Source organism: Xanthomonas sp. NCPPB 1128 (assembly GCF_001043115.1).
Classification (GTDB): domain Bacteria; phylum Pseudomonadota; class Gammaproteobacteria; order Xanthomonadales; family Xanthomonadaceae; genus Xanthomonas_A.
Genome location: NZ_LFME01000009.1, coordinates 1 through 25809, shown reverse-complemented (window position 1 = coordinate 25809; position 25809 = coordinate 1). Strand labels below are relative to the sequence as shown.

Sequence of the window (25809 nt, the reverse complement as noted above, 5' to 3'; positions counted from 1 at the left end):
CGGGTCCGCCGATGCTCCGCATCCAGGCTGAAGCTCTCACCTACGACGACGTTTCGCTCGTCCCCGCCCATTCGACCGTCCTGCCCAAGGACGTCAGCCTGGAAACCCGGCTGACCCGCGACCTGCGCCTGAAACTGCCGATCCTCTCGGCCGCGATGGACACGGTCACCGAGCACCGCCTGGCGGTGGCCATGGCCCAGCTCGGCGGCATCGGCATCATCCACAAGAACCTGACCCCGGCGCAGCAGGCGGCCGAAGTGGCCAAGGTCAAGAAGTTCGAGGCCGGCGTCATCACCGAGCCGTTCACGGTCGGTCCGGAGACCACCATCGGCGAGGTGCTGAAACTCACCCGCGCCCGCAACATCTCCGGCGTGCCGGTGGTGGACGGCAGCGAGCTGGTCGGCATCGTCACCAGCCGCGACATGCGCTTCGAGAAGAAGCTCGACGATCCGGTCCGCCACATCATGACCAAGAAGGATCGTCTGGTCACCGTGCGCGAAGGCGCCAGCGACGAGGAAGTGCTGCAGCTGCTGCACCGCCACCGCATCGAGAAGATCCTGGTGGTCAACGACGGCTTCGAGCTGCGCGGCCTGATCACGGTCAAGGACATCCAGAAGAAGACCGACAATCCCAACGCCGCCAAGGATGTCGCCACGCGGCTGCTGGTCGGCGCCGCGGTGGGCGTCGGTGGCGATACCGAACAGCGCATCGAACTGCTGGCTGCGGCCGGCGTGGACGTGGTGATCGTCGACACCGCGCACGGCCATTCGCAGGGCGTGATCGAGCGCGTGGCCTGGGTCAAGAAGACCTACCCGCAGCTGCAGGTGATCGGCGGCAACATCGTCACCGGCGACGCCGCACTGGCGCTGATGGACGCCGGTGCCGACGCGGTCAAGGTCGGCGTGGGTCCCGGCTCGATCTGCACCACGCGTGTGGTCGCCGGCGTCGGCGTGCCGCAGATCACCGCGATCGACATGGTCGCCGAGGCGCTGCAGGACCGCATCCCGCTGATCGCCGACGGCGGCATCCGCTACTCCGGCGACATCGGCAAGGCGCTGGTCGCCGGCGCCTCCACGGTGATGGTCGGCGGCCTGTTCGCCGGCACCGAGGAAGCCCCGGGCGAGGTCGAACTGTTCCAGGGCCGCAGCTACAAGAGCTACCGGGGCATGGGCAGCCTGGGCGCGATGGAGAAGGGCAGCAAGGACCGTTACTTCCAGGACGCCTCCGACGCCGACAAGCTGGTGCCGGAAGGCATCGAAGGCCGCGTGCCGTACCGCGGCCCGCTCAGCGGCATCATCCATCAATTGATCGGCGGCCTGCGCGCGACCATGGGCTACGTGGGCTGCGCCACCATCGAGGACATGCGCACCAAGCCGAAGTTCGTCACCATCACCGGTGCCGGCCAGCGCGAGAGCCACGTCCACGACGTGCAGATCACCAAGGAACCGCCGAACTATCGCATGGGCTGATGCCCATGCGCGGGATTGGGGATTCGGGATTGGGGTTTCGTCGCCCGCCGCGTCTCCAGCGGCCGTGCGCAGCGCGGCCACCCGCTGTTGCGAATCCCAACTCCCGAATCCCCAATCCCGGCCCCAGATGACCAACATCCACAGCGACAAGATCCTCATCCTCGATTTCGGTGCGCAATACACGCAGTTGATCGCGCGGCGCATCCGCGAACTCGGCGTGTATTGCGAGATCTGGGCGTGGGACCACGATCCGGCCGAGATCGCCGGCTTCGGCGCCAAGGGCATCATCCTCTCCGGCGGGCCGGAATCGACCACGCTGCCGGGCGCGCCCGCCGCGCCGCAGGAAGTGTTCGACAGCGGCCTGCCGATCTTCGGCATCTGCTATGGCATGCAGACCCTGGCCGCGCAGCTCGGCGGCGCCACCGAAGCGGCGGACCAGCGCGAGTTCGGCCACGCCGAAGTCGAGGTGGTCGCCGCTGACGCACTGTTCTCCGGGCTGACCGACCACGCAGGCGCGTCGCGTTTGAACGTGTGGATGAGCCATGGCGACCACGTGTCGCAGGTGCCGCCGGGCTTCACCATCACCGCCGTCACCGACCGCATCCCGGTCGCGGCCATGGCCAACGAGGCCAAGCGCTGGTACGGCGTGCAGTTCCACCCGGAAGTCACCCACACCCTGCAGGGCCAGACCCTGCTGCGCCGCTTCGTGGTCGACGTGTGCGGCTGCGCCACGCTGTGGACCGCGGCCAACATCATCGACGACCAGATCGCCCGCGTGCGTGCCCAGGTCGGCGACGACGAGGTGATCCTCGGCCTGTCCGGCGGCGTGGATTCGTCGGTGGTCGCCGCGCTGCTGCACAAGGCGATCGGCGACAAGCTGACCTGCGTGTTCGTCGACACCGGTCTGCTGCGTTGGCAGGAAGGCGACCAGGTGATGGCGATGTTCGCCGAGCACATGGGCGTCAAGGTGATCCGGGTCAACGCAGCGGATCGCTACTTCACCGCGCTGGCCGGCGTCAGCGATCCGGAAGCCAAGCGCAAGATCATCGGCAACCTGTTCGTGGAGATCTTCGACGAAGAGTCGAACAAGCTCAGCAACGCCAAGTGGCTGGCGCAGGGCACCATCTACCCGGACGTGATCGAGTCGGCCGGCAGCAAGACCGGCAAGGCCCACGTCATCAAGAGTCACCACAACGTCGGCGGCCTGCCCGAGCACATGAAGCTGGGCCTGGTCGAACCGCTGCGCGAACTGTTCAAGGACGAAGTGCGGCGCCTGGGAGTGGAACTCGGCCTGCCGCGCAGCATGGTCTACCGCCATCCGTTCCCCGGCCCCGGCCTGGGCGTGCGCATCCTCGGCGAAGTGAAGCGCGAGTACGCCGAGCTGCTGGCCAAGGCCGACGCGATCTTCATCGACGAACTGCGCAAGGCCGACCTCTACGACAAGACCAGCCAGGCCTTCGCCGTGTTCCTGCCGGTGAAGTCGGTCGGCGTGGTCGGCGACGCCCGCGCCTACGAATGGGTGATCGCGCTGCGCGCGGTGGAGACCATCGACTTCATGACCGCGCACTGGGCGCACTTGCCTTACGACTTCCTCGGCACGGTGAGCAACCGCATCATCAACGAACTGCGGGGTGTGTCGCGGGTGGTGTACGACATTTCGGGGAAGCCGCCGGCGACGATCGAGTGGGAGTGAAACCCGGTTCTTCGCTGGCGACCGTCAGCGATCGGTTGTAGCTGCACCCTCGTCGCTAGTGCTCGCCGCCACATGCTGGCGTGTCCCTGCCTGAAGCAAACATCGCCCGCTCTTGTTGAACAGCACATCGGCCTCTCGCTGCGTTTGCGCGTGGAGCCGGCTTGACCGCTGGTGGCGAGTGCGTCGCGGCGCTCCCACCGGGCATCATGTTTTGCGGTCCGTCGATACGTCGACGACAACGGTTAGGGGACGGACGCTTGTGGCACGCCGCTACGAACGCAGCGCATCCGCGACGTGCGATTCGGCGCGTGCTCGCTCTTGCACACCGACGATGACCCGCCGTGTGCGCCTTGCGCCCCCGTGTCGGCGCAAGGCCACGCCACCAAAGTCGCTAATTTTCGTCATCAAACAGTCCTGCGCTCGCTTATCGGCGCTGGTACACAACCCCCTGAACCAAGACCTGATCCGGCTCCGGCTGCTCGTCGAAGCGCTGATGCGCCTTGGCGATGGCGGCCTGGTTCTCGTTCGCCCAATGGACCAGTGCCATGACCGGCTTCAACAGCGTGCGTCCAAGGTCGGTGAGTTCGTAATCGACGCGCGGCGGGATCGTCGGAAACAGCGTGCGCGTGATCAGTCCGTCCCGCTCCAGTCCGCGCAAGGTCAGCGTCAGCATGCGCTGGGAAATGCCGTCGATGCCACGTTTCAATGCGTTGAAGCGCTGCGGGCCGTTCTGCAGCATGGCGACGATGTAGAGACTCCACTTGTCGCCGATGCGATCCAGGATCTGACGGGTGGCCAGACAGCCGCCTGCGTCAGGCGTGGGCGACTCGGCGGGTGGCTCAATGTGACCAGGTGACATGCGTGTGCCTTCTTGTGGGGCAGCGGCACGGACCATACCATTCTTTGTACGGATTCGTAAGTGAGAATCTATTTATTACTTAGTTCTCATTTTATACCTAGGAGCCGTCATGCGCCGTACGCTACTTGTCACGTCCAGCCCGCGCGGGGCGGACAGCCTCTCCACACGCTTCGCTACAGAGATCGCCGAGGGCATCCAGGCTCGCTCTGGCGGCTCTCCGACTGTGCGCGACCTCGCGGCGAATCCGCCGCCGCACATTACGCAGGCCTACATCCAGGGCCGGATTCTGCCCCCCGAAGATCGCACACCGGAGCAGGCCGAGGCGGTGGAGGTCGCGCAGGCATTGGTCGATGAGTTGCAGGCCGCGGACGTGATCGTGCTCGGTTCGGGCATGATGAACTTCGGCCCGCCCTCGCAGCTCAAGGCGTGGCTCGATCACGTCACCTGGCCCGGCGTCACCTTTCGCTATGGCGAGGCCGGCCCGCAAGGATTGCTGACCGGCAAGAAGGTCTATCTCGTCGCCGCCACCGGCGGTGTGTTCTCGGAAGGTGCATGGGCGCCGTTCGATTTTCAGACCAACTATTTGCTGCACCTGCTCGGCTTCATCGGCCTGACCGATGTCGAGGTGGTGCGCGTCGAGGGCACGGTGCTCGGCCCCGATGCGGTGAACGCCGCCATCGACAAGGCCGCAACGGCCATCACCGCTTTGCTGGCGAAGGCGGCGTGAGCACATGACCGCGAACAAGACCATCGCCTTGTTCGGTGCGACCGGACCGACGGGGCGGCACCTCATCGAGGACGCCTTGAAGCGTGGCTATCACCTGTCGGTCTACACGCGCGACGTCGGGAAGCTCGCGGCGTTCGCGGGAAAGGTCGCCCTCGTGGTCGGCGACCTACAGGACCACAACGCCATTTCACAGTGCGTCCGAGGGGCGGATGCGGTCATCAGCGCGCTTGGCCCCAACGGTTTCAAAGTGCAGGGCGACAAGCCGGTCATGCACGGCCTGGCCAACATCATCGCCGCGATGCAGCAGGCCGGCGTGCGCCGCCTTATCCAGATTTCCACTGCCGCCTACCGCGATCCCAAGGACGGTTTTGACCTTGGCTCGCGCGCGAATGCGCTGATGTTCAAGGTGATTGCCCGCAAAGCTTACGACGACATCAAAGCTACGGGCGAACTGATCGCCAACTCGGATTTGGACTGGACACTGGTGCGGATTCCCTTCCTTAAGGATGGCCCTGCGAACGGAAAGATCGATGCGGGTTGGTATGGAAAAGCCAAGCTCGGTTCGAAACTTTCCCGCGGAAATCTGGCGGATTTTCTGATGAGTCAGATCACTGACAAGCAGTTCGTGCGGGCCGCTCCTGGCATCGCCAATGGTTGACGAAGGGAGATCTGGCATGTTGAAAATCGACCTCTATACGGAGATCAGTTGCCCTTGGTGCTTCGTCGGACATCACCGTCTCGACAAGGTGCTGGCGGAGCGTTTCCCCGACCTGGCCGTGGACATTCGGCAGCATCCGGTCTTGCTGCTGCCGGATGCGCCGGCGGGCGGTCTCTACATTCCCGACTTGCTGCGCTCGCGCTACGGCATCACCGATCCGAAGGCCGCCTTCGCGCGCCCCGAGGGAGAAGCGCGCGCGTCTGGCTTCGACCTGGATCTCGGTCGCCAGCTCTGGACCTATCCGACCCAGGCTGCACATGCGCTGATCCTGGCCGCCACTGGACACGACACGCAGCACCGGCTTGCCGTCGCCATCACCGATGCCTACTTCATCGCGGCGAAGAACATCGCCGATGCGGATGTGCTGGCCGACATCGCAGCCGACTACGGTTTCGACCGCGACCAGGCGCGTGCCATCGCGCTCGATCCTGCGCAGCACCGCCACGTCGAGGAAGAAGCGGCCAGGTCGGCGGATGCCGGTGTCCGTTCGGTTCCCCATTTCGTCTTCGCGGAAAGCATTGCCATCAATGGGGGACGCAGCGAAGACGAGATTGCTTCGGCAATCCGAGCGGCTTCCGGTGCGATTCCCGTTTGATGCGGTTCCTGGTGGATCGGGAGTGCTGTTCGCATCGTCCAGCTGCCTGTCCCTGGACCGAAGCGCCAGTCGAAGCGGTCCAATCCCAGCCGCTTCCACTGCCTGGTGATGCGTGTGCCATCGGCCGCTGCGCAGTCGCGTCGCCGGCCGGAGGAACCGGGAGTATTACCTCTCTGGTACTCGTTCGAACTAACGCGCGCGCGGCGCAAATCATCTCGACGTCGGAGCCGAGGCGACGGACGGCAGTTCCCGTTTCTTTCGGCAGCTAGGGGACGGATGGCCGGGAATGCGGGCTGGCCGCCCGCATCGGTCAGGCCGTCTCAGTAAGTCAGTCAGTCGATCGCACGCCGCACCATCGCGCTGTCGACGTACTGCTGCATGCGCAGGATCCGGCCGTCGCGCAGTTCGTAGAGATGCGCGAAGTGCGCGGTCATGGATTTCCCGGTCGCCTTGTAGGTGCCGGAATAGACGCCGAAGGCCGCCACCCGCTCGCCATCGGCGAGATAGGTATGGACGCTGGCCTTGTAGTCGTCCCATTCCGTGGCAAGGCGGTGGAAGACGCCCTGCATCAGCGCCTCGACGCCGACATAGGTACCGGCGTAGGGAAAGCCTTCGGCCTCGGTCCATTCGATGTCGGGCGACAGCACCGCCAACAGCTGCCTGCCGTTCTCCTCGGAGGACCCTTCGTAGGTTCTGCGGATCAGTTCGCGATTGTCGGTCATCTCAGCCCCACGGCATTTCGCCGGTGGCGACCTTGGCGCCGATCTCGAGGGCAATGCCCATACCGAGGTTCGGGAAGCGCGCTTCCATCGCCGCCTTGAGCGAGGCAGCATCCTTGGCCGTGGCAAGCTCCTCCTCGAAGGCCAGCAGATAGGCCTTGGTGTTGGCGATGGCGGACAGGTCGGTCGCCGCGTCGGGCGTCAGATGGCCCGGCACGACGACCGCCGGCGCGCGCGCGGCGATCGCGTCGAGATTGGCGACCCAGGCGGCACGCTGTTCCTGCGTCTGCGTATCGGCGGTCCAGACATGCACGCCGGAGAAGATCATGACGCCGCCGAACACGGCGTGCAGCGACGGCACCCAGAGATAGCGGCGGTTGGCCAGGCCCTGCGCCGCGACGATCTCGACTGCCTCGCCATCGACCGACAGCGAGGCGCCGTCGAACGCCTCGGGCAGGACGATGTCGTCGAGTGTCTGCGGACCGTTTTCCTTGAGTTGCGGCCCCCAGACGGCGAGCTTCTTCGCGACGTTGGCCTGGATGGCGGCAAGCGTGTCGGAGGCAGCGACGACCTTGGCCTGCGGGAAGGCTTCGCGCACCTGCTTGAGGCTGAAGTAGTAATCCGGGTCCGACTGGCTGACGTAGATCGTCGTCAGCGTCTTGCCCGTGGCCTTGATCGCCTCGGCCAACGCCTTGCCGTCGGGATAGGTGAAGCCGCCATCGATCAGCAGCGCTTCGGTTGCACCGGTCAACAGCACCGGCGCACGGAAGAAGCCGTTCTGGCCGGCGGGAAAATGGGTCCAGGTCAAGGTGGACGTCTGGCGGTCGTGGGTCATTGCAGGTCTCCTTGGATTCGAGCGTGCAGGAAGTGGGAATGAAGGGTCGGGGGAGCTCAGGCGGCGCGCAGATGCGCGGCCAGGGCGTCGCGGTCGCCGAACAGCACATCGCTCGGCAACAGCCGGCTGCCGTGCGCGTCGTCGACGACGAGCGTGGGAACGCCCTGTGCACCGAAACGCGCCATCTCGCCGCGGGCGGCATCGATGCGTGCGCGATAGGCGGCGAGCACGTCGGCATCGGGCGAGACGACGCGCTGTGCGGCATCGGCAAAGTCTGCGCCGGACAGCACCGCTGCCACGACCGCGCGATCGGAGGTGTTGCGGCCGTCGACATAGCGGGCGCGTTGCAGGGTCTTCAGCGCCTCGCGTTCGCGCTCTGGCGCGGTCATACCAACCGCGATCACGCCGAGCGTCGCGGGGGCCGAATCGAACAGCGTGCCGGTCGCGCCGAGCACCTGGCTGCGGTAGGCCTCGGAAAATGCCTGCCCGGTGAGGCGGGCGATGCGCTGGTCGTTCTGCCAGGCGTAGGCGGCGAAGGACGCGTCCATCGGCCGCGCATTCTCGCCGGCGAACAAGCCGGTGGGGGCGAGCCGCACGCTGACGCCCGGAACCTGCGCAAGCTGGTCCAGGGCCGGGATGGCGCCGTAGCACCACCCACAGAGAGGATCGAAGAGGTAGGTGATGCGCATGGCGGGATCCGCTTGAGGAGGTGCGGCCACCTTAGCGAAGCGAGATTGACGGATAAATAATGTGTAATGCTACAGTCTGTAAGTCATTGGCTTACAATTTGGCGAGGCCGGCGTGGAAGCCGTCAATCTGAACAGGCTGGCCTATTTCGCGGCCGTGGTGGACACCGGCTCGTTCACGCGCGCGGCCGAACGGCTGGGTATCACCAAGACCGTGGTCAGCCAGCAGGTCGCCAAGCTCGAGACAGAGTTGCAGACGGCGCTGTTGATGCGTACCACCCGTCGGGTCGAACCGACCGAGGCCGGGCGGTTGCTGCATGCGCGCAGCGTGAGCGTGCTGCGTCAGGTGGAGGATGCCATCGGCGAGGTGACGCGCTCCAATGTCGAGCCGAGCGGCGTGCTGCGGGTGGCTGCTCCAAACGACTACGGGACCTCCAGGATCGCGCCGCTCGCCGCCGCTTTCACCCGGCGGCACCCGGCGTGCCAGGTCGAGCTGATCCTGGCCGATACGCGCGTCGATCCGGTCGCCAGCCAGATCGATCTGTCCATCCGGGTGGGCTGGCTCGACGATTCCAGCCTGCACGCACGGCGCATCGGTGGCTTCCGGCAGTGCCTGGTCGCCACGCCGGAACTGGCCAGGAGCCTGGCGGTGGCAGACCCCGACGATCTCGCGCAGGTTCCGTTCGTCGCCAACAGCGCGCTCCGCGAGCCGTTGACCTGGCACTTCGTCAAGGACGATTTCGAGCGACGCACGGTGCGCATGCGCCAAGCCTTGTCGACCAATGCGACGCCGGCGGTGCTGGCGGCGACGCTGGCCGGCGGCGGGGTGTCGGTCTTGCCGGATTTCCTGGTGGCAGACGCCCTGGCGGCAGGAACGCTGGTCGCTGTCCTGCCGGACTGGTCGTTGCCGGCCGGCGGCATCCACGTGGTCTACCCGACGGCGCGCTTCCGTCCATCCAAGGTCACCGCATTCGTCGAGATGCTCGTTGCTGGCGCCGGCAAGACCGCGGCATGACGCTGGTGCGGCACGCGATGGCGATGCCAGCGGATCCGGCGCGCGCGCTGCATTTGCATGCTGCGTCAGAGAAACCGACGTCCGCCTCCCGCTCGCGTGCGCGAACGGGAGACGGGGAAACGCGGCGTCAGGCGAGCGCCGACGCCGGAGTGTGTTTGGACGGCGCATCGCCATGACCCGACTCCCAGCGCAGGCCGCCGGTGTAGCGCGATGCCATGCGGCCCTGGTCGTCCAGTGCGAACAGATGCAGCCACCGATTGTCGAACAGTGCGCGAACTTGCGGATGGCGTTCGAGGATGTCGGTGATTGCGGCGGTCGGTGCCTCGATCAGTACCGACAGCCGCAGCGGTTCGTGGATCAGCCGTTCGCCGTCGTGTACCGATTGCCAGGGCAGCCCGCCACGCAGCAGGCCGCCGTTGCCTTCGACCACGCCGATGCCGCCGGTGACGTTGTGCAGCAATTTGTTGCCGGCGCCGAAGACCTCGGGCGCCACGGTCGATCCGTAGTACTGCAGGCTGATCCAGCTGGCGACCACCACCGGAGCGGTCAGGATCAGCTCCAGCACACCGAAGCCCTCGTCGCGACGCCAGTCGTAGTCGTGGAGGAAGGCGCGTCCTGCCAGGTCGCGACCCGCCGTGCGCGCCCGCGGCGCGGCGATGAAGGCATGGCAGCCGGCCAACGCCCATTCCGGGCGTAGCTCGGCCCAGTCGCGGGCGCGAGGCGCGATATCCTGGCTGTGCTGCGCGCGCGGCAGGCGCAGCGCGCGCTCGCCCCGCGCCAGCGCGCCGGCGGCGTGCAGCCAACGCGCCACCTGGTCGATGTCGGCGGCATGCTCGGGCGAAGGATGGTCGGCGCTGTACAACGTGACCGCATCGGTCGTGGTGTCGTGCAGTGCGCCCACGAACAAGGTGTCGGTGGGGATCGCGATGCCGCGTTCGGCAAGACCGGTACGTACCTCTGGGTCGTTGAGCAGCGCGGCGAGCAGCCGCGCGTTCACTTCGCCGGAGTAGCCGCCGCAGGCGCCGCAGTGCAGGGCGCTGGCATGCGGATTGTTGACCACGTTTGCGCCATGGCCGGCGATCACGACCAGCCGGGCAAAACCGGTGGTGAGCGACATCGCCTTGAGGATGCGCGTGGCCATGGTCAGTCGCGTGTCGAGGTCGAGCGCCTCGGCCGGGCGTGGCGCGAGGTCGTTCGGCGCCGAGTGCCGCGCCAGTCCCAATCCATCGCGCAGCAGCTTGGCGACGTAGATCGGGCCGGTGGCCTCGACGAAGGCGAACGAGGAAATGGCGGCCAGCTTGAAGCGTCCCCAGGCGCGCTTGGCGCGGGCCGCGATCCGTGCGGCGAGGTCGGACTCGGACATCGACGGCGTCGCCTCTCCCGCGCAGGTGTGCAGCGCCGGCGTCAGCAGCACCGGAAGGCGTGCCTCGACCACGTCCGAGGCGAATCGCCGATGGCCGATGCCCAGTCCGAAGAACCCGGCGAATCCCAGGGTCTGGATGCCGGCATCGAGGCTTTCCAAGGCGCGGCGGAACACTTCCGAGCGCACATCGATGCAGAAGGCCATCTGCAATTTCATCCGGGCGGGCGTCGCCGGAAGCGCAGCGGGTGTTGCAAGCAGGGTGTCGAGCCGCCGCTGCGCCGCGCGTTCCGCTGCTTCCTGCAGGATGCTGTCGACGACATCGTCCGACGTCGCCGCCACCGGCGTGGCGTAGGCCGCGATGGCGCTTCGCCACTGCGGTCCGATCGCCACACCGAACTTGCCCAGCAGGGCGGCTTCCCAACTGATGCGGATGGCGAGCAGATCGGTGATGCAGGCATCGGTTCCGCCGCTCAACTCTGCCTGCCAGAGCCGATAGCGGGCGACCTGGCTCCAGCCGCCCAGCGTGGTGAGCAGTCGGTGGAAATAGCCGTCCAGGGCGTCGGGCGCGAGGCCGAGGCGGGCGATGCCCTCGACGATCGCGTCCTCGGCATTCGCTGGCGCATCCGCGACCTGCTGGGCGAATCGGGTGAGCCCGGCGATTTCCGGTGTCAGATCGTGCGTCGCGACGCGTCGCCACGCGCTGTACGCGCCACCGGACTGTCCGGCGACCCACAGCGCCTGGCCCTGATCGAAGTAGGCGGCGGCCCAGTGCCCGATGCGCTCGTCGACGATGCCCGGCCAGTCGATCGCCGACGCGTCGCGCGCCAGATCGGCGACGGTCGGGATCGCCCGTGGGGCAGGGCGAACGGCCGCGACAGCGTGTTTGAGTGCGGACAGAGACGGCGGGCGCAGCTCCGTCGACGCGTTGTGCAAGGCTGCCTGCAGATCCTCCTCGGCGATCTCGCCGGACTGCAATTGCTCTGCATACCAGGACCGCGGCATGGTCAACGCAATGCCGGCGGCACTGCGCAGACGCGCCGCTGCCGTGGCCAGCGGCTCGCCGGTCTGGCCGAGGAAGGGATTGACCGCCACGCTTGAGGCGAGCGGCCAGAGCGGCGGAATGGCGCGCGCCGCACGCTGGGCGGCGGCGATGATCGCCGCGAGGGACAGCGGCGGTGCGTCGGTCGTAGTCATCAGCATGGGGGATATCCTGGCGGTTAGGGAGTCACGAACGCTTGCGGACGGACCAGCCGCCGAGCAGGCGATCGAGCGTGGCGTTGGCATACAGCCCATTGGAGAGATGCACGCGTAGTCCGGCGGCGGCCGGGTGCGTCGCCCACAGCGGGAACAGCGCCTGCGCCACCGCCACCAGGCCGAAGCTCAGCACCGCCAGCGCCATCAGCGTCCACTCCAGCCGGCCCGGCGCCGGCGTTGCCGGCAGCACGCCGGCGGTCAGCCATTCGGCCGCGGTCTGCAGCGCGAAGTAGCCGACCGCGGCGGTGCTGGCGTAGAGCGCGGTGGTTCGGGTGAGCGGGCGCGGCGCCGCATCGGCCAGGCCCTGGGCCAGCAGATAGGCCACACCGAAGATCAGGATGGCGCCCAGCGCCAGCGCCTGCGGCGACTTATGCCCGAAGCCGAAGGCCAACCCGAAGGCCGCGCCGATGCCGATGTAGATCGCCAGCGCGATCAGGAAGGCGCGGCCGACCGCCGCCCCATCGGGCACGGCCACCGATCCGGGCCGGCGAATCGACGCCACCTGCTCGACCGCCCCGCCGGAGGCCAGGAAGGCATGCGCCTTGTACAGCGAGTGCGCGACGATGTGCAGCAGTGCCAGCGGGAACAGCGCCAGCCCGCACTGCAGGATCATGAAGCCCATCTGCGCGACCGTCGACCACGCCAGCGAGGTCTTGACCGCGGGCTGGGTCAGCATCACCAGCGCACCGAACAGCGCGGTGAACCCGCCCAGCATCGCCAGCACGGCGAGCACGCCGGGGGCCGCGAGCATCAGGTCGGCGAAGCGAATCAGCAGGAAGCCGCCGCCGTTGACCACGCCGGCATGCAGCAGCGCCGACACCGGCGTGGGCGCTTCCATCATCTCGGTGAGCCAGCCGTGGGTCGGGAACTGCGCCGATTTCAGCACCGCGGCGAGTGCGAGCAGGGCGGCCGCGGCGGTCAGCGACCAGCCGTGCTGGCCGCTGCGGGCCAGGGTGTTGATCGTTGCGATGTCCGTCGTGCCCAGGCTGTTCCAGATCAGCACGGCTGCGCTCACCAGGGCGATGGCGCCGATGCTGGAGAACAGGCGCTTCTTGCGCGCGGCGCGCTGCGCCGCCACGCGCTGGGGATAGAACAACAGCAGGCGATTGAGCGCGACGCTGGTCGCGATCCAGACCACCACGACCTGGACCAGGTTGCCCGCCTGGACGAGCAGCAGCACCGCCGCGAGCGCGACGCACAGCCAGCCGGTGAAATAGCCCTGCCGTGCCTCGCCATCGAGATAGGTGCGGGTATAGCGCACCACGATCCAGCCGACGAAGGCGACCAGCAACAGCATCGTGGTGCTCACCGCGTCGAGCCGGACCGAGAGGCCGACGCCGCTCCCGCCGAGGAGTTCGCTGTCGCCGGCGCCTCGGGCGATCAGCAGCGCCAGCGAGGCGATCGCGACACACAGCGCGCCGAGCGCGGCGCCTTCGGCGAAGGCGGGCAGCAGGCGGGGACGTCGGCCGCTGCGAACGAAGCCGAACCCGGCGGCGACCAGCAGCAGAAACGGTGCAAAGAGCGGCAGCAGATAGAGCGACAAGGCAATCCCCTCGGATCGAGCGCAGTGGCGGGCGGCGCCACGATAGCGATCGCTGGGATCGAACAAAAATTCATTGTTTTAAATATATCGTTCGTTATTATCGAACGATGGCCGCCCTGAACTACAACCACCTGCGCTACTTCTGGGCCGTCGCCCACGACGGCAACCTGACCCGCACTGCCCAACGGCTCAACCTCACGCAATCGGCCTTGTCGGTGCAGATCCGCAAGCTCGAGGAGCGCCTCGGCCATGCGCTGTTCGAGCGGCGCGGGCGGCAACTGCATCTGACCGAGGCCGGGCAGATCGTGCTCGACCACGCCGACGCGATCTTCGCCACCGGCGATGAACTGCTGGGCACGCTGCGGCAAACTGGCGCCGCACGGCAGGCGCTGCGCGTCGGCTCGCTGGCCACGCTGTCGCGCAACTTCCAGTTGGAGTTCCTGCGGCCGCTGCTCGGCCGTCCCGACATCGACCTGATCCTGCGGTCGGGCAGCGCCGGCGAACTGCTGCGGGCGCTGGAGGCACTCAACCTCGACGTGGTCCTGCTCAATCAGGCACCGCCCGGCGACGCACTGACCCCGTTCGTCACCCATCGGCTCGCCGAGCGCCCGGTCAGCCTGGTGGGCACGCCGGATCGGTTGGGCCATGCGGCGAGCATCGCCGATCGCCTGCGCCAGCATCCCATCATCCTGCCGACGGTGGACAACAGCGTGCGCGCGGGCTTCGACGCCCTGGCCGATCGCCTGGGCGTGCGGCCGCAGATCGTCGCGGAAGTGGAGGACATGGCGATGATGCGTCTGCTGGCACGCGAGGACATCGGCCTGGCCGTGCTCCCGCCGATCGTGGTCAAGGACGAGATCGCCGCCGGCGTGCTGGTGGAAGGCGATCAACTGCCGGACATCGTGGAGACCTTCCACGCCGTCACCATGTCGCGGCGCTTCCCGAATCCGTTGGTGCGGCTGCTGCTGCAGCCATCGGCGACAGGAGGTTTTTAGCTCTACCCCGCTTGCGCGCGAGGACGGGTCGAACCCTCTGCTTCGGCGACGCATGCTCGAAACGGCACCGTGTCCCGTGTTGGCGCACATTCCAAAAAAGAAGGATGTCCAACCGATATGAGCAATCAGAAACAGGGCGTTTCCTTGCCGGCACGCCTGGTGCCGTTCCCCTCGTCGGTCAGCCCGGAGGCGCGTGCGAACCTCGAACGCATGGTGGATGCGGATGGCGTTCCATTGAACGCTCGCTACACGATGCCGTTGCCGGACGACCATGCGGGTTGGATGGCGGTCAAGGGTGCGGCCGACGCGCACTATGCGGCCTCCGTCAGAGGACTTGCCACGACGCTGCTGTCCAGCGTGGAAACGATTCGCGCCGATGATGCGACCATCCACGTCGCGACCCCGGAGACGCTCTTGCAGCAGGGCTGCGCCTATCTGGACTTCCATGGTGGCGCACTGGTGTTCGGTGGCGGCGAGGCTTGCCGTGCGCAGGCCAGGATGCAGTCGGATCAGCACGGAGTGCTTTGCTATGGCGTCGATTACAGGTTACCGCCGGAGTATCCCTATCCTGCGGCGCTGGACGATGCCATCGCAGCGTATCGCCATGTCCTGGAGCGCCACGCCGCATCGCGCGTCATCGTCGGCGGCCGATCGGCGGGCGGCAATGTGGCGCTCGCCATGCTCTTGCGCGCGAAAGACGAGGGGCTTCCCATGCCTGCCGCCGCGATCATGCTGTCGCCCGAGGTCGATCTGACCGAGTCTGGCGACAGCTTTCAGGTCAACCAGATGGTCGATGTCGTGCTGCCTGGCTCGCTGATGCGGAACAATCAGCTGTACGCTGGCGCAGCAGACCTGTCGCATCCCTATCTTTCGCCGCTGTTCGGCGATCTCGCCGGCCTTCCCCCGATGTTCCTGCAGTCGGGTACCCGAGACCTGTTCTTGTCCAATACCGTGCGCATGCACCGCGCACTGCGCAGGGCCGGTGTCCCGGCCGAAGTGCATGTCTTCGAGGCGATGCCCCATGGCGGCTTCATGGGAAATACGCCGGAGGACAGGGAGTTGGCCGATGAGGTAGGACGTTTCGCCAAGGCACGCTGGGTGCGGTGTGTCCCGGGTGAGCCCATCTGACCGCCGTTCCGTCCGGCCCTTCTGGGACAATCACGGAAAGGCCCTGCTCCTCTGCTTCGTTGTAGAGCCTGTGCCGTTGACCGGTTCCACCGGCATGCGCGCTGCAGACCTTGACGCATGTCGCACACGCCTCACACGGCACCTATGCCACCATGCCCCTTCCGCCGAGCCGTGACAGCCGCTCTTTCAATGGCTCTCGGTTTCCTTCACGACGAACCGTCTCCAGTGTTATGCATTAACACAGCAGCGGTCATGTAAATAGGTGCGCGTGTACCGAGAACTGGCACAGGCACAGCGCGATGCGCGCCTGGATGCGGAGCAGCGAAAGGCGCTGCTCATGATCGCGTCCGGCACGCCCATGGAGGCGTGCCTGGATGCGCTCACCGATGCCGTCGGTCGCCTTGTCCCCGACGCCCGTGCGTGCGTGCTACTGGCGAGCCCGGACCGCCGCACGATGGGCGATGGGTACTCGTCGCATTTTCCACCTGCGTTCGCTGCCGCCATCCGCGGCTTGCCCATCGGGGAAGCGCTCATCGGCACCTGCGGCACTGCCATCCATGAGGGGCATCCGGTCGAGTGCGATGACGTGGCGCATGCGCCGCAATGGGCCGCGCCCTGGCGCGCGCTTTGCCTGGAAAACGGCATCCTGGCGTGTTATTCGCATCCGGCCATCGGGCAAGGCGGCAAGGCGGTCGGATCGTTCTTCCTGTGTCTTTCGGAAGCGCGGCAGACCAATGCGTGGGAGCGCAAGGTCGCCGAGTTCGGCGCATTGGCGACCAGCATCGTGGTGGAGCGGGAACGGGCGGCCGCGCATCTGCGCAAGGAGATGGCGGCGCTGGCCCGGCTGCAGGAACTGAGTGCCGTGCTGGTGGGGCCGGGGGAGTTCGAGCCGCTGCTGCAGAAGATTCTCGCGGCGGCAGCCGATATCTCGGAAACCGACAAGGGCAACATCCAGATCTTCGATCCGGTCAGAAAGACCCTGCGGATCGTCGTGCACCAGGGCCTGGGGCCGCGGCTGGTCGAGCATTTCCGCGAGGACGGTTGGGATGCCAGTTGCGGGGAAGCGGCGAAGCAGGTCCAGCGCCTGGTCGTGGCCGATGTGGAGAAACTGGAAGGCCTCCAGGGGACGCTAGGGCTGGAGATCGTGCTGGAGGACCAGATCCGCTCCATCCAGTGCACGCCCTTGCTCAGCCGCGACGGACGGCTGCTCGGCATGCTCAACAACCATTACCGCTGGCCGGGTGGCCCCGACACGGACGCGCTGCGCTACATCGACCTGCTCGCACGGCAGGCCGCCGAACTGGTGGAACGCCATCAGATCGAGGCGGAACTGGCGCAGGAACGGCGACGCAAGGACGAGTTCCTGGCCATGCTCGCCCACGAACTGCGCAACCCGCTGGCGCCGTTGCGCAACATGCTGGAAGTGCTCAAGCGCTCCCAGGGCAACGAGGCGCTGTCGCGCAAGGCGCACGAGGTCATGGAGCGACAGATACGTCAGTTGGTGCGGCTGGTGGACGATCTGCTCGACATCAACCGCATCAAGCAGGGAAAACTGGAGCTGCGGCGCGAGCCGCTGTTGCTGGCGGAGGTGATCCAGCAGGCCGTCGAGGTCTGCCGTCCTGCGCTGGATCAGCAGCGGCATCGCTTGCGTGTCCTTTTGCCTGAGGCGCCGTTGCCCCTGCAGGGAGACGCCGTTCGTCTCACCCAGGTGTTCGGAAATCTGCTCGCCAATGCGTGCAAGTACACGCCTCCGGGGGGGAGACATCGAGATACGGATCGATGCGACCGAGGGGAGCGTCGAAGTGGTGGTGCAGGACAACGGATCCGGCATTCCGGCCGACAAGGTCGATGCCATCTTCGAACTGTTCACCCAGGTGGACCGGACCCTGGACCGTGCCCAGGGTGGATTGGGTATTGGCCTGATGCTGGTCAGACAACTGGTCGAGATGCACGGCGGCACCGTCGAAGCGCGCAGTGACGGGGCCGGCAAGGGCAGCGCGTTCGTCGTGCGGCTTCCCGCCGACGCCGCGCCGGTCGCAGTGCCGGCTGCGGGGGATGTCAGGCCGGCGCAAGCGCCGCGCCGGATCCTGGTGGTGGACGACAACGCGGATATCGCGCTGGCGCTGGCCGCCTTGTTGGAGCTGGATGGGCACGACGTGCGTACCGCTGGAGGCGGAGAGGAAGCATTGGCGATCGGTGCGCGCATGCGTCCCGAGGTGATCCTGATGGACATCGGCATGCCCGGCATGGACGGGCACGAAGCGTGCCGCCGCATCCGCGAATGCGACTGGGGTAGGGACATCAGCATCGTCGCGTTGACCGGTTGGGGGCAGGATGGCGATCGCCGGGATTCGGCGCGTGCCGGGTTCGACGCGCATCTGGTCAAGCCGGTGGGATTTGCGGAGTTGCACGGGCTGTTTGCCCGGCTCGCGTGACCAGGGCAGGATTGGCGCAGTCGCACGCGGCGTCTGTTGCGTTGGTGCTGTGGGGTGATGCGACGCACTGCGGAACGGCTGCACGTGGAATGGAGCGTGATGCCAGGCTGTGTTCCACATGCTGGAACAGTAGGGCTGCGTGGCGCTGCATCCGCGCCGGATCTCCGACACGAAGCGTTGTTTGCGACCTGCTCGCCGACGTGTCCGTGGCGTTTCGAAGGGAAATTCGACCATGCCATTCAGGCTGGAGCGCAGCAGGCTGACCTTCAGCACGCCAGCGACGGCACGGTGTCGCTATCGGATCAGCCTGATGCGAGTTGCCCCGCACGGTCTTGTCGATGACGTTTGTCGACCGCTTCCCGGCCCGGACCACGTACCTTGATCGCGCCTGAGATGCAGGCGGAATTCCCCGGGTGGGAAAGGATCGATGGAATGGAAACGAAGGCGAAGGGCATGGCAATCGTGGTCGCAGCGGGGCTGGCGCTGTCCTTTCAGGCGCAGGCGCAGTCGTGCTGCCCTTCCGGCGGGCATGGGGTCGTGGGCAAGGGTTTGGGGGAAAGCGTACCCAAGGCGCTGAATCTTGCCACCGATTCGGCCTGGCGCGTCTATGAGTTCTCGCGCGATGGCGTGAACTACCTGCAGATCAACGACGCCAGCGGCGTGGTCCGTGCCGCGGTCGGCCGCATCGGCAAGACGTTGTGGGTGCTGCCGATGGGCAGCGACGTGGGGCGCGTCTCGTTGACGGCATCGCCTGCGGTACCGGCGCGCGTGATCTATCGCACGGCGGATGTGGTGGTGCGGCTGCGCACGGATGCACGCGGCGACGCGTGGGAGGTCACGGCGGTGGAGTGAGGCCGGCGGCGCGGCTTTCGGAGACCAGGAAGCTGAAGCTCAACGCATGGCGGCGCCGGCAGGTGCCGCCATGCGCCTGCAGGCGGACCGCCAGTTCCCGGTCCGGCGCCTCCGGTCGCCGCCGCAACGCGCTCAGCATCGCGGCATCGGCGGTGATGCGGATGGCGATGCCCTGCCGCCCTCTGGCACGCCAGACCCGCGCCCGCAGCAGGTGGGTGTGGGCCACCGGCAGCGTCTCGATGGCGTCGAGGATGCAGCGATAGGCCACCAGTTGCAGGCCCAGCGACAGACGCCGCGGATCGCCATGCAGGCGGCAGCGGAACTCCGTCGCACACAGGTTGGCGAAGGTCGGCGAGTGCAGGGTGGGGTACAGGCCATGGGTCTCGATGCCGAGCGGGTAGAGTGCGGTGACGTACTCGTCCAGCAGTTGCGCCTGGATCACGCCGGTGCGGGTCATCTGCATCGCGGCGGCATGATGTCCGCGCGCGCGCAGATCCTGCACCACATCGCGGCGCAGCTTGTTGATCTGCGTACTGAGATCGGTGTAGTCGACCACCCGCCGGCGCAGCGTGCGTTCGGCGGACAGGTAGCCAGCCTGCGCAAAGGCCAGTGCCTGCTCATGCAGGCGCCCGTCGTCGCGCAGGTGCCGATAGGCCGCCGAGATGCGCGATCCGAACGCGAACATCATCGTGGCCGTGGCGGCGAGCAGGATCTGCACCACGAACGCGTCGGCGTCGTGGATCCCGGGTGCCACGACCTTGGGCATGGACAGCGCCACCGCCACGTTCGCCAGGACCACGCCGAGCGCCGCGCCCCGCCAACCATGGCGCAGCGTCAGTACGATCGCCGGGACCACCAGCAGCACCATCAGCAACTGCCGCAGCAGGGCATCGTCCACGCCGGCGATCGACGCCGACAGCACGACGACCATGGCGATCGACGCCAGCCCCTCGCGCAACAGCGAGGCATACATCTGCGTGGGCTCGTCGCGGCGCAACCACAGCAACGCCGGCAGCACGAACATCAAGGTGCCCAGGTAATCGCCGAGCCAGTAACGCAGCAGAACATCGAGCGGCGCCGGCCCGGCCGGGCCGCCCAAGGCGGTGTTGATCGCGATGTTGCAGAGCGTGCTCCACAGCGCGGTCGCCAGCGCCAGTGGCAGCAGCCAGTGATCGTTGCGCGCGAGGTCGGGAACGCGCTGACGCACCAGGACCGGCACCAGCGCCACGGCCAGCATCAGCAGGAATGGACTCAGGTACGCCCAGGCGGCACTCGCGCCCCAGGTCTCGCTCATGGGAATGCGCAGCGTCAACAACGCGGCGGCATCGCCTGCCAGCAACCACGGCCAGCGCCGCGCCGGCAGGAACAGCAGGCTAGCGACGCGTACGCCTGCCGGCAGATACCACTGGTCCACGGACCAGCGCCACGCCAGCAGGAAGGTGGCGCAATAAGCGGCGCTCAGTAGAACGCCTTTGGCGAAGTCTCTTGCCGCCGCCATCCCCGCCATCCGTGGTGTGTCGCGACTACTGTATAAGCCGGATCTGCGGCGAGGGTAGACAGTTGGTGGTACGCACGGCAGTGTGAGATGCGTCGCAAGTGACCAGCGATGCAGGCGCGCGTTCGTTCTTTCCGTGTCTGCGCAGACGTGTCTGCGATGGCGCCACCACCACGTCCTCCATTCGCGATGGCGCGCCAGCGTGGTCAGGCGTGCCGCTTTTGCATGCGGCGACACAGCCTGGACTGCTTCGATGCCGAGCGGGCGAACACGGCAGGTGCGGCGCTGCAGGTCCGGTAGCGGTCGACGGACGGCGGCGACAGTTGCGTGCTGGCCTTCGCCGAGAAGCGCCAGGCGTCCTGACTCAAGGGGTTTCGATGCCGCGATCTCACGGTGCGGCGTCAAACCCCGCTGCGACACGGATTCTCAGCACCTGCATCGGTGCGATGCCGTGTCGACATCGTGCAGGGACGTGCTCAAGCGTATGTGTCGGCCACCGATCATCGTATCCCAGCGACGGCAAGGCATGGCGTCGGGCAGGCTACCGGCAGGGGAGAGGGAGGCGTAGCATCGCGCCATGGCTTCCGTCCATCGGCCTCCCGTTTTCGCGTTGCGCGACCTGGTGACATCGGTGTGGGCGCACGATCCTGCACTGGCGCAGACAGTCGCGCGGCCATCTGCGCGCGAACATGTGCTGCCGACCGGTGCCACGCATCTCGCCGTGCGGATCGGCGGCGCACCATTGCGGGTGTTCGACCACGCGGCCGACCTGCACGGCCATTGCCTGGGCCACGCGGTGGTCGGCGGGGTGCGTACGGCGTATCACGTACGCGATGTCGCGCAGCCTGCGGCCTCGGTCGGGGCGATGTTGCGTCCCGGCGCCACCGGTATGCTGCTCGGCGTGCCCGAATCGGCCTTGGCCGGGCATCACACGCCACTGGAACTGCTGCTGCCTGCAGGCGAGGTCGATGTCCTGCAGGAGCGGCTGCACGCGTGCACCGATGCGCCGACGCGGCTGGCTGCATTCGAACGCTGGCTGATCGACCGCGCCTGCGGCCGTCCGCCCTTGCTGCATCCGGCGCTGCGCGTGCTGCTCCCGGGGGGCTGGCATCCGGGCTTGCGCGTGGAGACCATGGTGCGCGCCAGCGGACTCAGCCACCGGCATTGCATCGCCATGTTTCGGCAGGCGACCGGTCTCGCGCCGAACGCATGGCTGCAGCTGCAGCGCTTCTCGCAGGCGTTGGAACTGGCCTGCGATCGATCGCTGGGCTGGGCCGAGATCGCGCACGCCTGTGGCTTCGCCGACCAGGCGCACCTGGCCAACACGTTCCGCAGCGTGGCCGGTGTCACTCCCTCTGCCTGGCGTCGGATGGCCGATCCTGCCACCCCGCGGCATGTGCCGCGCTGATCGCGGCGCAGGTCAATTTCCTGCAAGACGCGGCGCGTGTGGGGTTCCACAATGGGCACTTGGCCCACACAAGGACATGCCATGGCGATCCACGAGCTCTATGCCTACCTGTGCGTGCGCGACGCGGCTGCCGCGATGGCGTTCTATGCCCGCGCGTTCGGCGCCCGCGAACTGTTCCGCCTCACCGAGCCGGACGGGCGCATCGGCCATGCCGAGGTGGATCTCGATGGCCACACGTTGATGCTGTCGGAGGAGTATCCGGACATGGGCGTGCGCAGCCCGGAGCACCTCGGCGCCACGCCGGTCACGCTGCACCTGCATGTGGACGATGCCGACGCCTTGGTCGCACGGGCCGTGGCCGCGGGCGGCACGCTCGAGCGCGGCATGCAGGATCACTTCTACGGCGAACGTTCCGGCACCGTGCGCGATCCCTTCGGTCACCGCTGGCTGATCGGCCACGCGATCGAGTCGGTGACGCCGGAGGAGATGCAGCGGCGCTACACGGCCCTGTTCGATACGTCGGCCAAGGTGTGATCGAAGCAGCGGAGAGCGGCTGATTTGCGCCGGGCGCGGTGCGCTCGACGGGCCATGTCGCCGTCGTCCAGCGCGCGTGGGAGCGTCTGCAAGCCAGCCTCGGGCTGGTCGATCCAGGATTGGGTGAGGCGAGGTGTTGGCCGGCAGTGGGGGATTTGCAGCCGTCGTGCGTCTTGAAAAGGGTCTGCCTGCCACGACGCGTTGGCCATCCAGCCTTTCGTAGCAGCGTGTCCCATCAGGTCGAGGTCCAGCATGTCGTGCCGCCGTCCCATGTCTCTCACCGCCATCGCCTGCCTGCTGATTGCCTCGTGCGTGCTTTCGCTGCTGATGTCCGCGCTCGACGACAGCGATGTGGCCGCAGCAGCGGCGATGCGGCATGACCCGGTTCCCTTGTCGATCCAGTACGCCCTCGGCTACCACGGCGCCGTGGTGCAGCTCGCATGCGCTGCCGGCATCTTCGGCGGCTTCGGATGCGCACGCGCGCGCTATGTCGTCTGGGGCTTGGTCGGTACGACGGTCGGCGTGGCCGCCTCGCCGATGACGTTGGCATTGATTCCAGGAATGGCGCTGTTCGCGGTCGTCGTCTTCCTGTTGTTTCGCCCAGCAGCCAATGCATTCTTCGCCAGCCGTGGAGCAACCGAGTACCACAGTGCAGTCTGACACGCATCGCCCCTGCGCCACGGGGGCAGTCGGAGCGTTGGGCGGTGCGCGATAGGGCGCATGCCGACCGTTGCCGGATTCCCTCCACGTTCGTCATGTCATCGAGAAGAAAGCCCATGCGCCTGGCCACTATCACCTTCGTCCCGCCCACGATTGGCGCGCTGCTGTGGTTGCTGGTGCCGTCCACCTTCGTCGGCCTGTCTCTGTATGGCCTTGGCGCGCAGATCGACAGTGGAGAGATAGACAATGATCCGGAACTGCTCAGGCATCTGATGTTCTGGCCGTTTTCATTGGGGTTGGCGTTCCGCTTCGCGCGCGAATTCGGCTTGTCCGCAAACAGAGTCCCGCAGAAGCTGGTGATGGTGCTGGTGTTCTTCGTTCCGATCGCGCTCGTGCTTGCCTTCGTCGTCGGCCTGCTCGGGCGGTGATCTGGCGAACCGGTGCGCATCGGCTGGGTTTTGTGAGCGTGGTTGATGCATCGGTACATGCTGCCGACATAAACACCTCGACGCTTGCGGTGACACGGCAGCATTTCGTGCAGCGCGGTATCCGCCAGCAGCATCATGCTGGGCACGCCGGTCAGCGCGGCAATTGCCCGGTCCGGGCAACGTCGCCATGAGCGTATGCCAGAAGGTAGGCATTGGCCTGATCTTGCTGATGGTCGGCGGCTGGCTGTGGATCGGCTTCGACAAGATCGTGGGTGATCATGAGGTCGGGGTGCTGTGGGAGCCTTTCATCAAGTCCGAGCCGACGTGGACGCTGCGCTTCGACAACCCGGCCAGGCATGGACTGGACATCGATGCGTACGTCACGTTGGACGCCCAGCGCAGGCAGGCTTTCGTCAGGTACTGCCGGGTGCGCCATGGCACCAGCGACGTGTTCCTGTGCGAGAAGATCATCGCCGAGCGCCTGCACTGACGTTCCGCTACCGCACGTGAGGGAATGCGACCGTTCCGCTGTCGATCCAGCACGTCATCGGCTATGTCGGCCTCTCGGTGCAGGGCGCATGCGCGATCGCCATCCTCGACGGGCTCGTCTGGGGACGTTCGCTCTACCTCGCCTGGAGCCTGATCGGCGTGGTGATCGCCTGGCCACCTCGCCGATGACGCTGGCCATGATCCCGGGCGTGCCGCCGTTCGCCGTGGCCGTGTTCTTGCTGTTCCGCCCGGCGGCAAATGCGTTCTTCGCCCGCAATGGCGCGGCCGTGCCCGCCAGTGGCGCCTGAGCCGTATCGCCCACTGCACGATCGCGGGCAGTGGGGTCGTCGCGCTGCAGGGCTGCTGCGGTAAGACGACGCCGAGGCGGCCAGCGGTAACCGAGCGCGCTTAGAGCGGCTAACAAAACCACTGCGCAGCCACCAGGCGGGCGCGGACGGTGCTCGGAATCCTCATGTACCACTTGTACATTGCGGTTCCTCCGCGCCGTCCGCACCCACCTGGCGACTGCTCGCGACGTTTCGTTAGCCACTCTTAGTGCAGCAGCGTATCCGCCAGCAGCTTCAGATTGAGCACCACGATCAGCGCTGCGATCGCCCAGCCCAGCCAGGCCAGCCAGCGGCGTACCACCAGCGACCCCATCCGGCGCTTGTCGGTGACGAAGCGGACCAGCGGGATCACCGCGAACGGCAGCTGCATCGAAAGCACCACCTGGCTCAGCACCAGTAGCTTTGCGGTGCCCTGTTCGCCGTACAGCGAGGTCACCGCGACCACCGGCACGATCGCCAGGCCGCGGGTCAGCAGGCGCCGCGCCCAGGGCGGCAGGCGCAGGTGCAGGAAACCTTCCATCACGATCTGCCCGGCCAGGGTGGCAGTGACGGTGGAATTGATACCGGAGGCCAGCAGCGCCACCGCGAACAGGGTCGAGGCCAGGCCGACGCCGAGCATCGGCGCCAGCAGTTCGTGGGCCTGTTCGATCTCCTGGACGTCGGTGCGGCCGTGCGCATGGAACACCGCGGCGGCGAGGATCAGGATCGCGGCGTTGACGAACAGCGCCAGGCTCAGCGCGATGGTGCTGTCGGCCAGCGCCCAGCGCAGCGCGGAGCGGCGGCCCTGATCGCTGCGCTCATAGGCGCGGGTCTGCACGATCGAGGAGTGCAGGTACAGGTTGTGCGGCATCACCGTCGCGCCGATGATGCCGATCGCCAGGTACAGCGCCGCCGGGTCGGTCACCACCTGCGCGCGTGGGATGAAGCCCGACAGCACCTCGCGCAGCGGCGGCGCCGCCAGCACGATCGGCACCAGGAAGCAGGCGAAGATCACCATCAGCAAGGCGATCACGAACGCTTCCAGCGCGCGGAAGCCGCGGCGCATCAGGAACAGCACCAGCAGCGCGTCGATCGAGGTGATGATCGCGCCGGCGGTGAGCGGAATGCCGAACAGCAGCTTCAGCGCGATCGCTGTACCGATCACTTCGGCCAGGTCGCAGGCGACGATGGCCGCCTCGCAGGCCAGCCACAGCAGGAAGTTCACCGGCTTGGAATAGTGCGCGCGGCAGGCCTGGGCCAGATCCAGGCCGGTGGCGATGCCCAGGCGCGCAGCCAGGCCCTGCAGCACGATCGCCATCAGGTTGGAGAGCAGGATCACCGACAGCAGCAGGTAGCCGAAGTGCGAGCCGCCGGCGATGTCGGTCGCCCAGTTGCCCGGATCCATGTAGCCGACCGAGACCATGTAGCCGGGGCCGAGGAAGGCCAGGAAGCGCCGCCAGCCCAGGCCGCTTCGCGGCACGGCCACGCTGGCATGCATCGCGCCCAGGCTGGGACGCGCCTCGTCACGGCTGGCGCGCGCGGCAGCGGAATGGGGCCTGTCTCTTATACACCACTCCGACCCC

24 protein-coding genes, 1 other RNA gene and 1 pseudogene are annotated in these 25809 nt (G+C 67.1%); 18 read left to right on the top strand and 8 right to left on the bottom strand.

The genetic code is table 11. The features are described 5' to 3' along the window. The first annotated feature begins 11 nt into the window (after nucleotides 1-11). Both guaB and guaA read left to right on the top strand, forming a co-directional pair. Entirely contained in the window at nucleotides 12-1469 is a 1458-nt protein-coding gene (gene guaB, locus ACP93_RS08240; protein ID WP_048490226.1) for an IMP dehydrogenase, read from the top strand. 127 nt (nucleotides 1470-1596) lie between these two features. After that, nucleotides 1597-3162, top strand: a complete 1566-nt coding sequence (gene guaA, locus ACP93_RS08235; protein WP_048490225.1) for a glutamine-hydrolyzing GMP synthase — start codon at nucleotides 1597-1599, stop codon at nucleotides 3160-3162. 424 nt (nucleotides 3163-3586) lie between these two features. On the opposite strand, the gene ACP93_RS08230 is transcribed toward guaA, so the two are convergent. Next, nucleotides 3587-4021 (bottom strand): winged helix-turn-helix transcriptional regulator, encoded by a 435-nt coding sequence (locus ACP93_RS08230; protein WP_082143401.1) that lies wholly within the window; start codon nucleotides 4019-4021, stop codon nucleotides 3587-3589. Nucleotides 4022-4130: 109 nt separating this feature from the next. Between ACP93_RS08230 and ACP93_RS08225 the strand changes: the two genes are divergently transcribed. The 3 genes from ACP93_RS08225 to ACP93_RS08215 are packed head-to-tail and all read left to right on the top strand — an operon-like array spanning nucleotide 4131 to nucleotide 6061. Beyond that, nucleotides 4131-4748 (top strand): FMN-dependent NADH-azoreductase, encoded by a 618-nt coding sequence (locus ACP93_RS08225; RefSeq protein WP_048490223.1) that lies wholly within the window; start codon nucleotides 4131-4133, stop codon nucleotides 4746-4748. 4 nt (nucleotides 4749-4752) lie between these two features. Continuing rightward, nucleotides 4753-5406, top strand: a complete 654-nt coding sequence (locus ACP93_RS08220; RefSeq protein ID WP_048490222.1) for an NAD(P)-dependent oxidoreductase — start codon at nucleotides 4753-4755, stop codon at nucleotides 5404-5406. A gap of 16 nt (nucleotides 5407-5422) precedes the next feature. After that, nucleotides 5423-6061, top strand: coding sequence for a DsbA family oxidoreductase (locus tag ACP93_RS08215; protein WP_048490221.1), 639 nt, complete (start codon nucleotides 5423-5425; stop codon nucleotides 6059-6061). Nucleotides 6062-6393: 332 nt separating this feature from the next. On the opposite strand, the gene ACP93_RS08210 is transcribed toward ACP93_RS08215, so the two are convergent. The 3 genes from ACP93_RS08210 to ACP93_RS08200 are packed head-to-tail and all read right to left on the bottom strand — an operon-like array spanning nucleotide 6394 to nucleotide 8304. Continuing rightward, on the bottom strand, nucleotides 6394-6783 hold the full coding sequence (locus tag ACP93_RS08210) for a nuclear transport factor 2 family protein (protein WP_048490220.1): 390 nt from the start codon (nucleotides 6781-6783) through the stop codon (nucleotides 6394-6396). A 1-nt stretch (nucleotide 6784) separates the two neighbouring features. Next, nucleotides 6785-7615, bottom strand: coding sequence for an MBL fold metallo-hydrolase (locus ACP93_RS08205; RefSeq protein WP_048490219.1), 831 nt, complete (start codon nucleotides 7613-7615; stop codon nucleotides 6785-6787). 56 nt (nucleotides 7616-7671) lie between these two features. Continuing rightward, nucleotides 7672-8304 (bottom strand): DsbA family protein, encoded by a 633-nt coding sequence (locus tag ACP93_RS08200; protein WP_048490218.1) that lies wholly within the window; start codon nucleotides 8302-8304, stop codon nucleotides 7672-7674. Nucleotides 8305-8416: 112 nt separating this feature from the next. Here ACP93_RS08200 and ACP93_RS08195 point away from each other — a divergent pair, with 112 nt between their 5' ends. Continuing rightward, nucleotides 8417-9316 carry a LysR family transcriptional regulator gene (locus tag ACP93_RS08195; RefSeq protein ID WP_048490217.1) on the top strand — a complete coding sequence of 300 codons (900 nt, stop codon included), beginning with the start codon at nucleotides 8417-8419 and terminating at the stop codon, nucleotides 9314-9316. A 127-nt stretch (nucleotides 9317-9443) separates the two neighbouring features. Here ACP93_RS08195 and ACP93_RS08190 read toward each other — a convergent pair whose 3' ends face one another. Together ACP93_RS08190 and ACP93_RS08185 are read right to left on the bottom strand one after the other, a co-directional pair. Then, on the bottom strand, nucleotides 9444-11879 hold the full coding sequence (locus ACP93_RS08190) for a YbcC family protein (RefSeq protein ID WP_048490216.1): 2436 nt from the start codon (nucleotides 11877-11879) through the stop codon (nucleotides 9444-9446). 25 nt (nucleotides 11880-11904) lie between these two features. Continuing rightward, a complete protein-coding gene (locus ACP93_RS08185; RefSeq protein WP_048490215.1) occupies nucleotides 11905-13476 on the bottom strand; it encodes a proton-conducting transporter transmembrane domain-containing protein in 1572 nt (523 codons plus the stop codon). A 107-nt stretch (nucleotides 13477-13583) separates the two neighbouring features. Between ACP93_RS08185 and ACP93_RS08180 the strand changes: the two genes are divergently transcribed. From ACP93_RS08180 to ACP93_RS08165, 5 genes and pseudogenes are all read left to right on the top strand, one after another. Beyond that, a complete protein-coding gene (locus ACP93_RS08180; protein ID WP_048490214.1) occupies nucleotides 13584-14471 on the top strand; it encodes a LysR family transcriptional regulator in 888 nt (295 codons plus the stop codon). Nucleotides 14472-14588: 117 nt separating this feature from the next. Further along, complete coding sequence (locus tag ACP93_RS08175; protein WP_048490213.1) at nucleotides 14589-15599, top strand: alpha/beta hydrolase; 1011 nt, start codon at nucleotides 14589-14591, stop codon at nucleotides 15597-15599. 337 nt (nucleotides 15600-15936) lie between these two features. Continuing rightward, nucleotides 15937-17088 (top strand): annotated as a pseudogene (locus tag ACP93_RS22490) (GAF domain-containing protein); the annotation flags it as partial. 241 nt (nucleotides 17089-17329) lie between these two features. Continuing rightward, entirely contained in the window at nucleotides 17330-18034 is a 705-nt protein-coding gene (locus ACP93_RS22255) for a hybrid sensor histidine kinase/response regulator (RefSeq protein WP_228135978.1), read from the top strand. Nucleotides 18035-18466: 432 nt separating this feature from the next. Then, on the top strand, nucleotides 18467-18886 hold the full coding sequence (locus ACP93_RS08165) for a hypothetical protein (protein WP_048490212.1): 420 nt from the start codon (nucleotides 18467-18469) through the stop codon (nucleotides 18884-18886). On the opposite strand, the gene ACP93_RS08160 is transcribed toward ACP93_RS08165, so the two are convergent. Next, the gene (locus tag ACP93_RS08160) at nucleotides 18870-20384 is read right to left on the bottom strand and encodes an MASE1 domain-containing protein (RefSeq protein WP_204243659.1); all 1515 of its coding nucleotides are present in this window, start codon (nucleotides 20382-20384) and stop codon (nucleotides 18870-18872) included. The two genes, ACP93_RS08165 and ACP93_RS08160, sit on opposite strands and share 17 nt — an antisense overlap. A gap of 574 nt (nucleotides 20385-20958) precedes the next feature. On the opposite strand from ACP93_RS08160, the gene ACP93_RS08155 reads away from it, so the two are divergent. From ACP93_RS08155 to ACP93_RS21075, 7 genes are all read left to right on the top strand, one after another. Next, complete coding sequence (locus ACP93_RS08155) at nucleotides 20959-21789, top strand: helix-turn-helix transcriptional regulator (RefSeq protein ID WP_048490210.1); 831 nt, start codon at nucleotides 20959-20961, stop codon at nucleotides 21787-21789. Nucleotides 21790-21870: 81 nt separating this feature from the next. Next, the gene (locus tag ACP93_RS08150) at nucleotides 21871-22323 is read left to right on the top strand and encodes a VOC family protein (protein ID WP_048490209.1); all 453 of its coding nucleotides are present in this window, start codon (nucleotides 21871-21873) and stop codon (nucleotides 22321-22323) included. A 270-nt stretch (nucleotides 22324-22593) separates the two neighbouring features. Then, entirely contained in the window at nucleotides 22594-22983 is a 390-nt protein-coding gene (locus ACP93_RS08145) for a hypothetical protein (RefSeq protein WP_053069709.1), read from the top strand. A gap of 116 nt (nucleotides 22984-23099) precedes the next feature. After that, nucleotides 23100-23411 carry a hypothetical protein gene (locus ACP93_RS08140; RefSeq protein WP_048490207.1) on the top strand — a complete coding sequence of 104 codons (312 nt, stop codon included), beginning with the start codon at nucleotides 23100-23102 and terminating at the stop codon, nucleotides 23409-23411. Nucleotides 23412-23598: 187 nt separating this feature from the next. Continuing rightward, nucleotides 23599-23901, top strand: coding sequence for a hypothetical protein (locus tag ACP93_RS08135; RefSeq protein ID WP_048490206.1), 303 nt, complete (start codon nucleotides 23599-23601; stop codon nucleotides 23899-23901). 184 nt (nucleotides 23902-24085) lie between these two features. Continuing rightward, complete coding sequence (locus ACP93_RS22455) at nucleotides 24086-24208, top strand: hypothetical protein (protein ID WP_255347930.1); 123 nt, start codon at nucleotides 24086-24088, stop codon at nucleotides 24206-24208. 164 nt (nucleotides 24209-24372) lie between these two features. Beyond that, a non-coding RNA gene (locus tag ACP93_RS21075) (sX9 sRNA) lies at nucleotides 24373-24448 on the top strand. A 4-nt stretch (nucleotides 24449-24452) separates the two neighbouring features. Here the strand turns inward: ACP93_RS21075 and ACP93_RS08130 are convergent. Next, a complete protein-coding gene (locus tag ACP93_RS08130) occupies nucleotides 24453-25724 on the bottom strand; it encodes an Nramp family divalent metal transporter (protein ID WP_275452264.1) in 1272 nt (423 codons plus the stop codon). Nucleotides 25725-25809 lie beyond the last annotated feature (85 nt).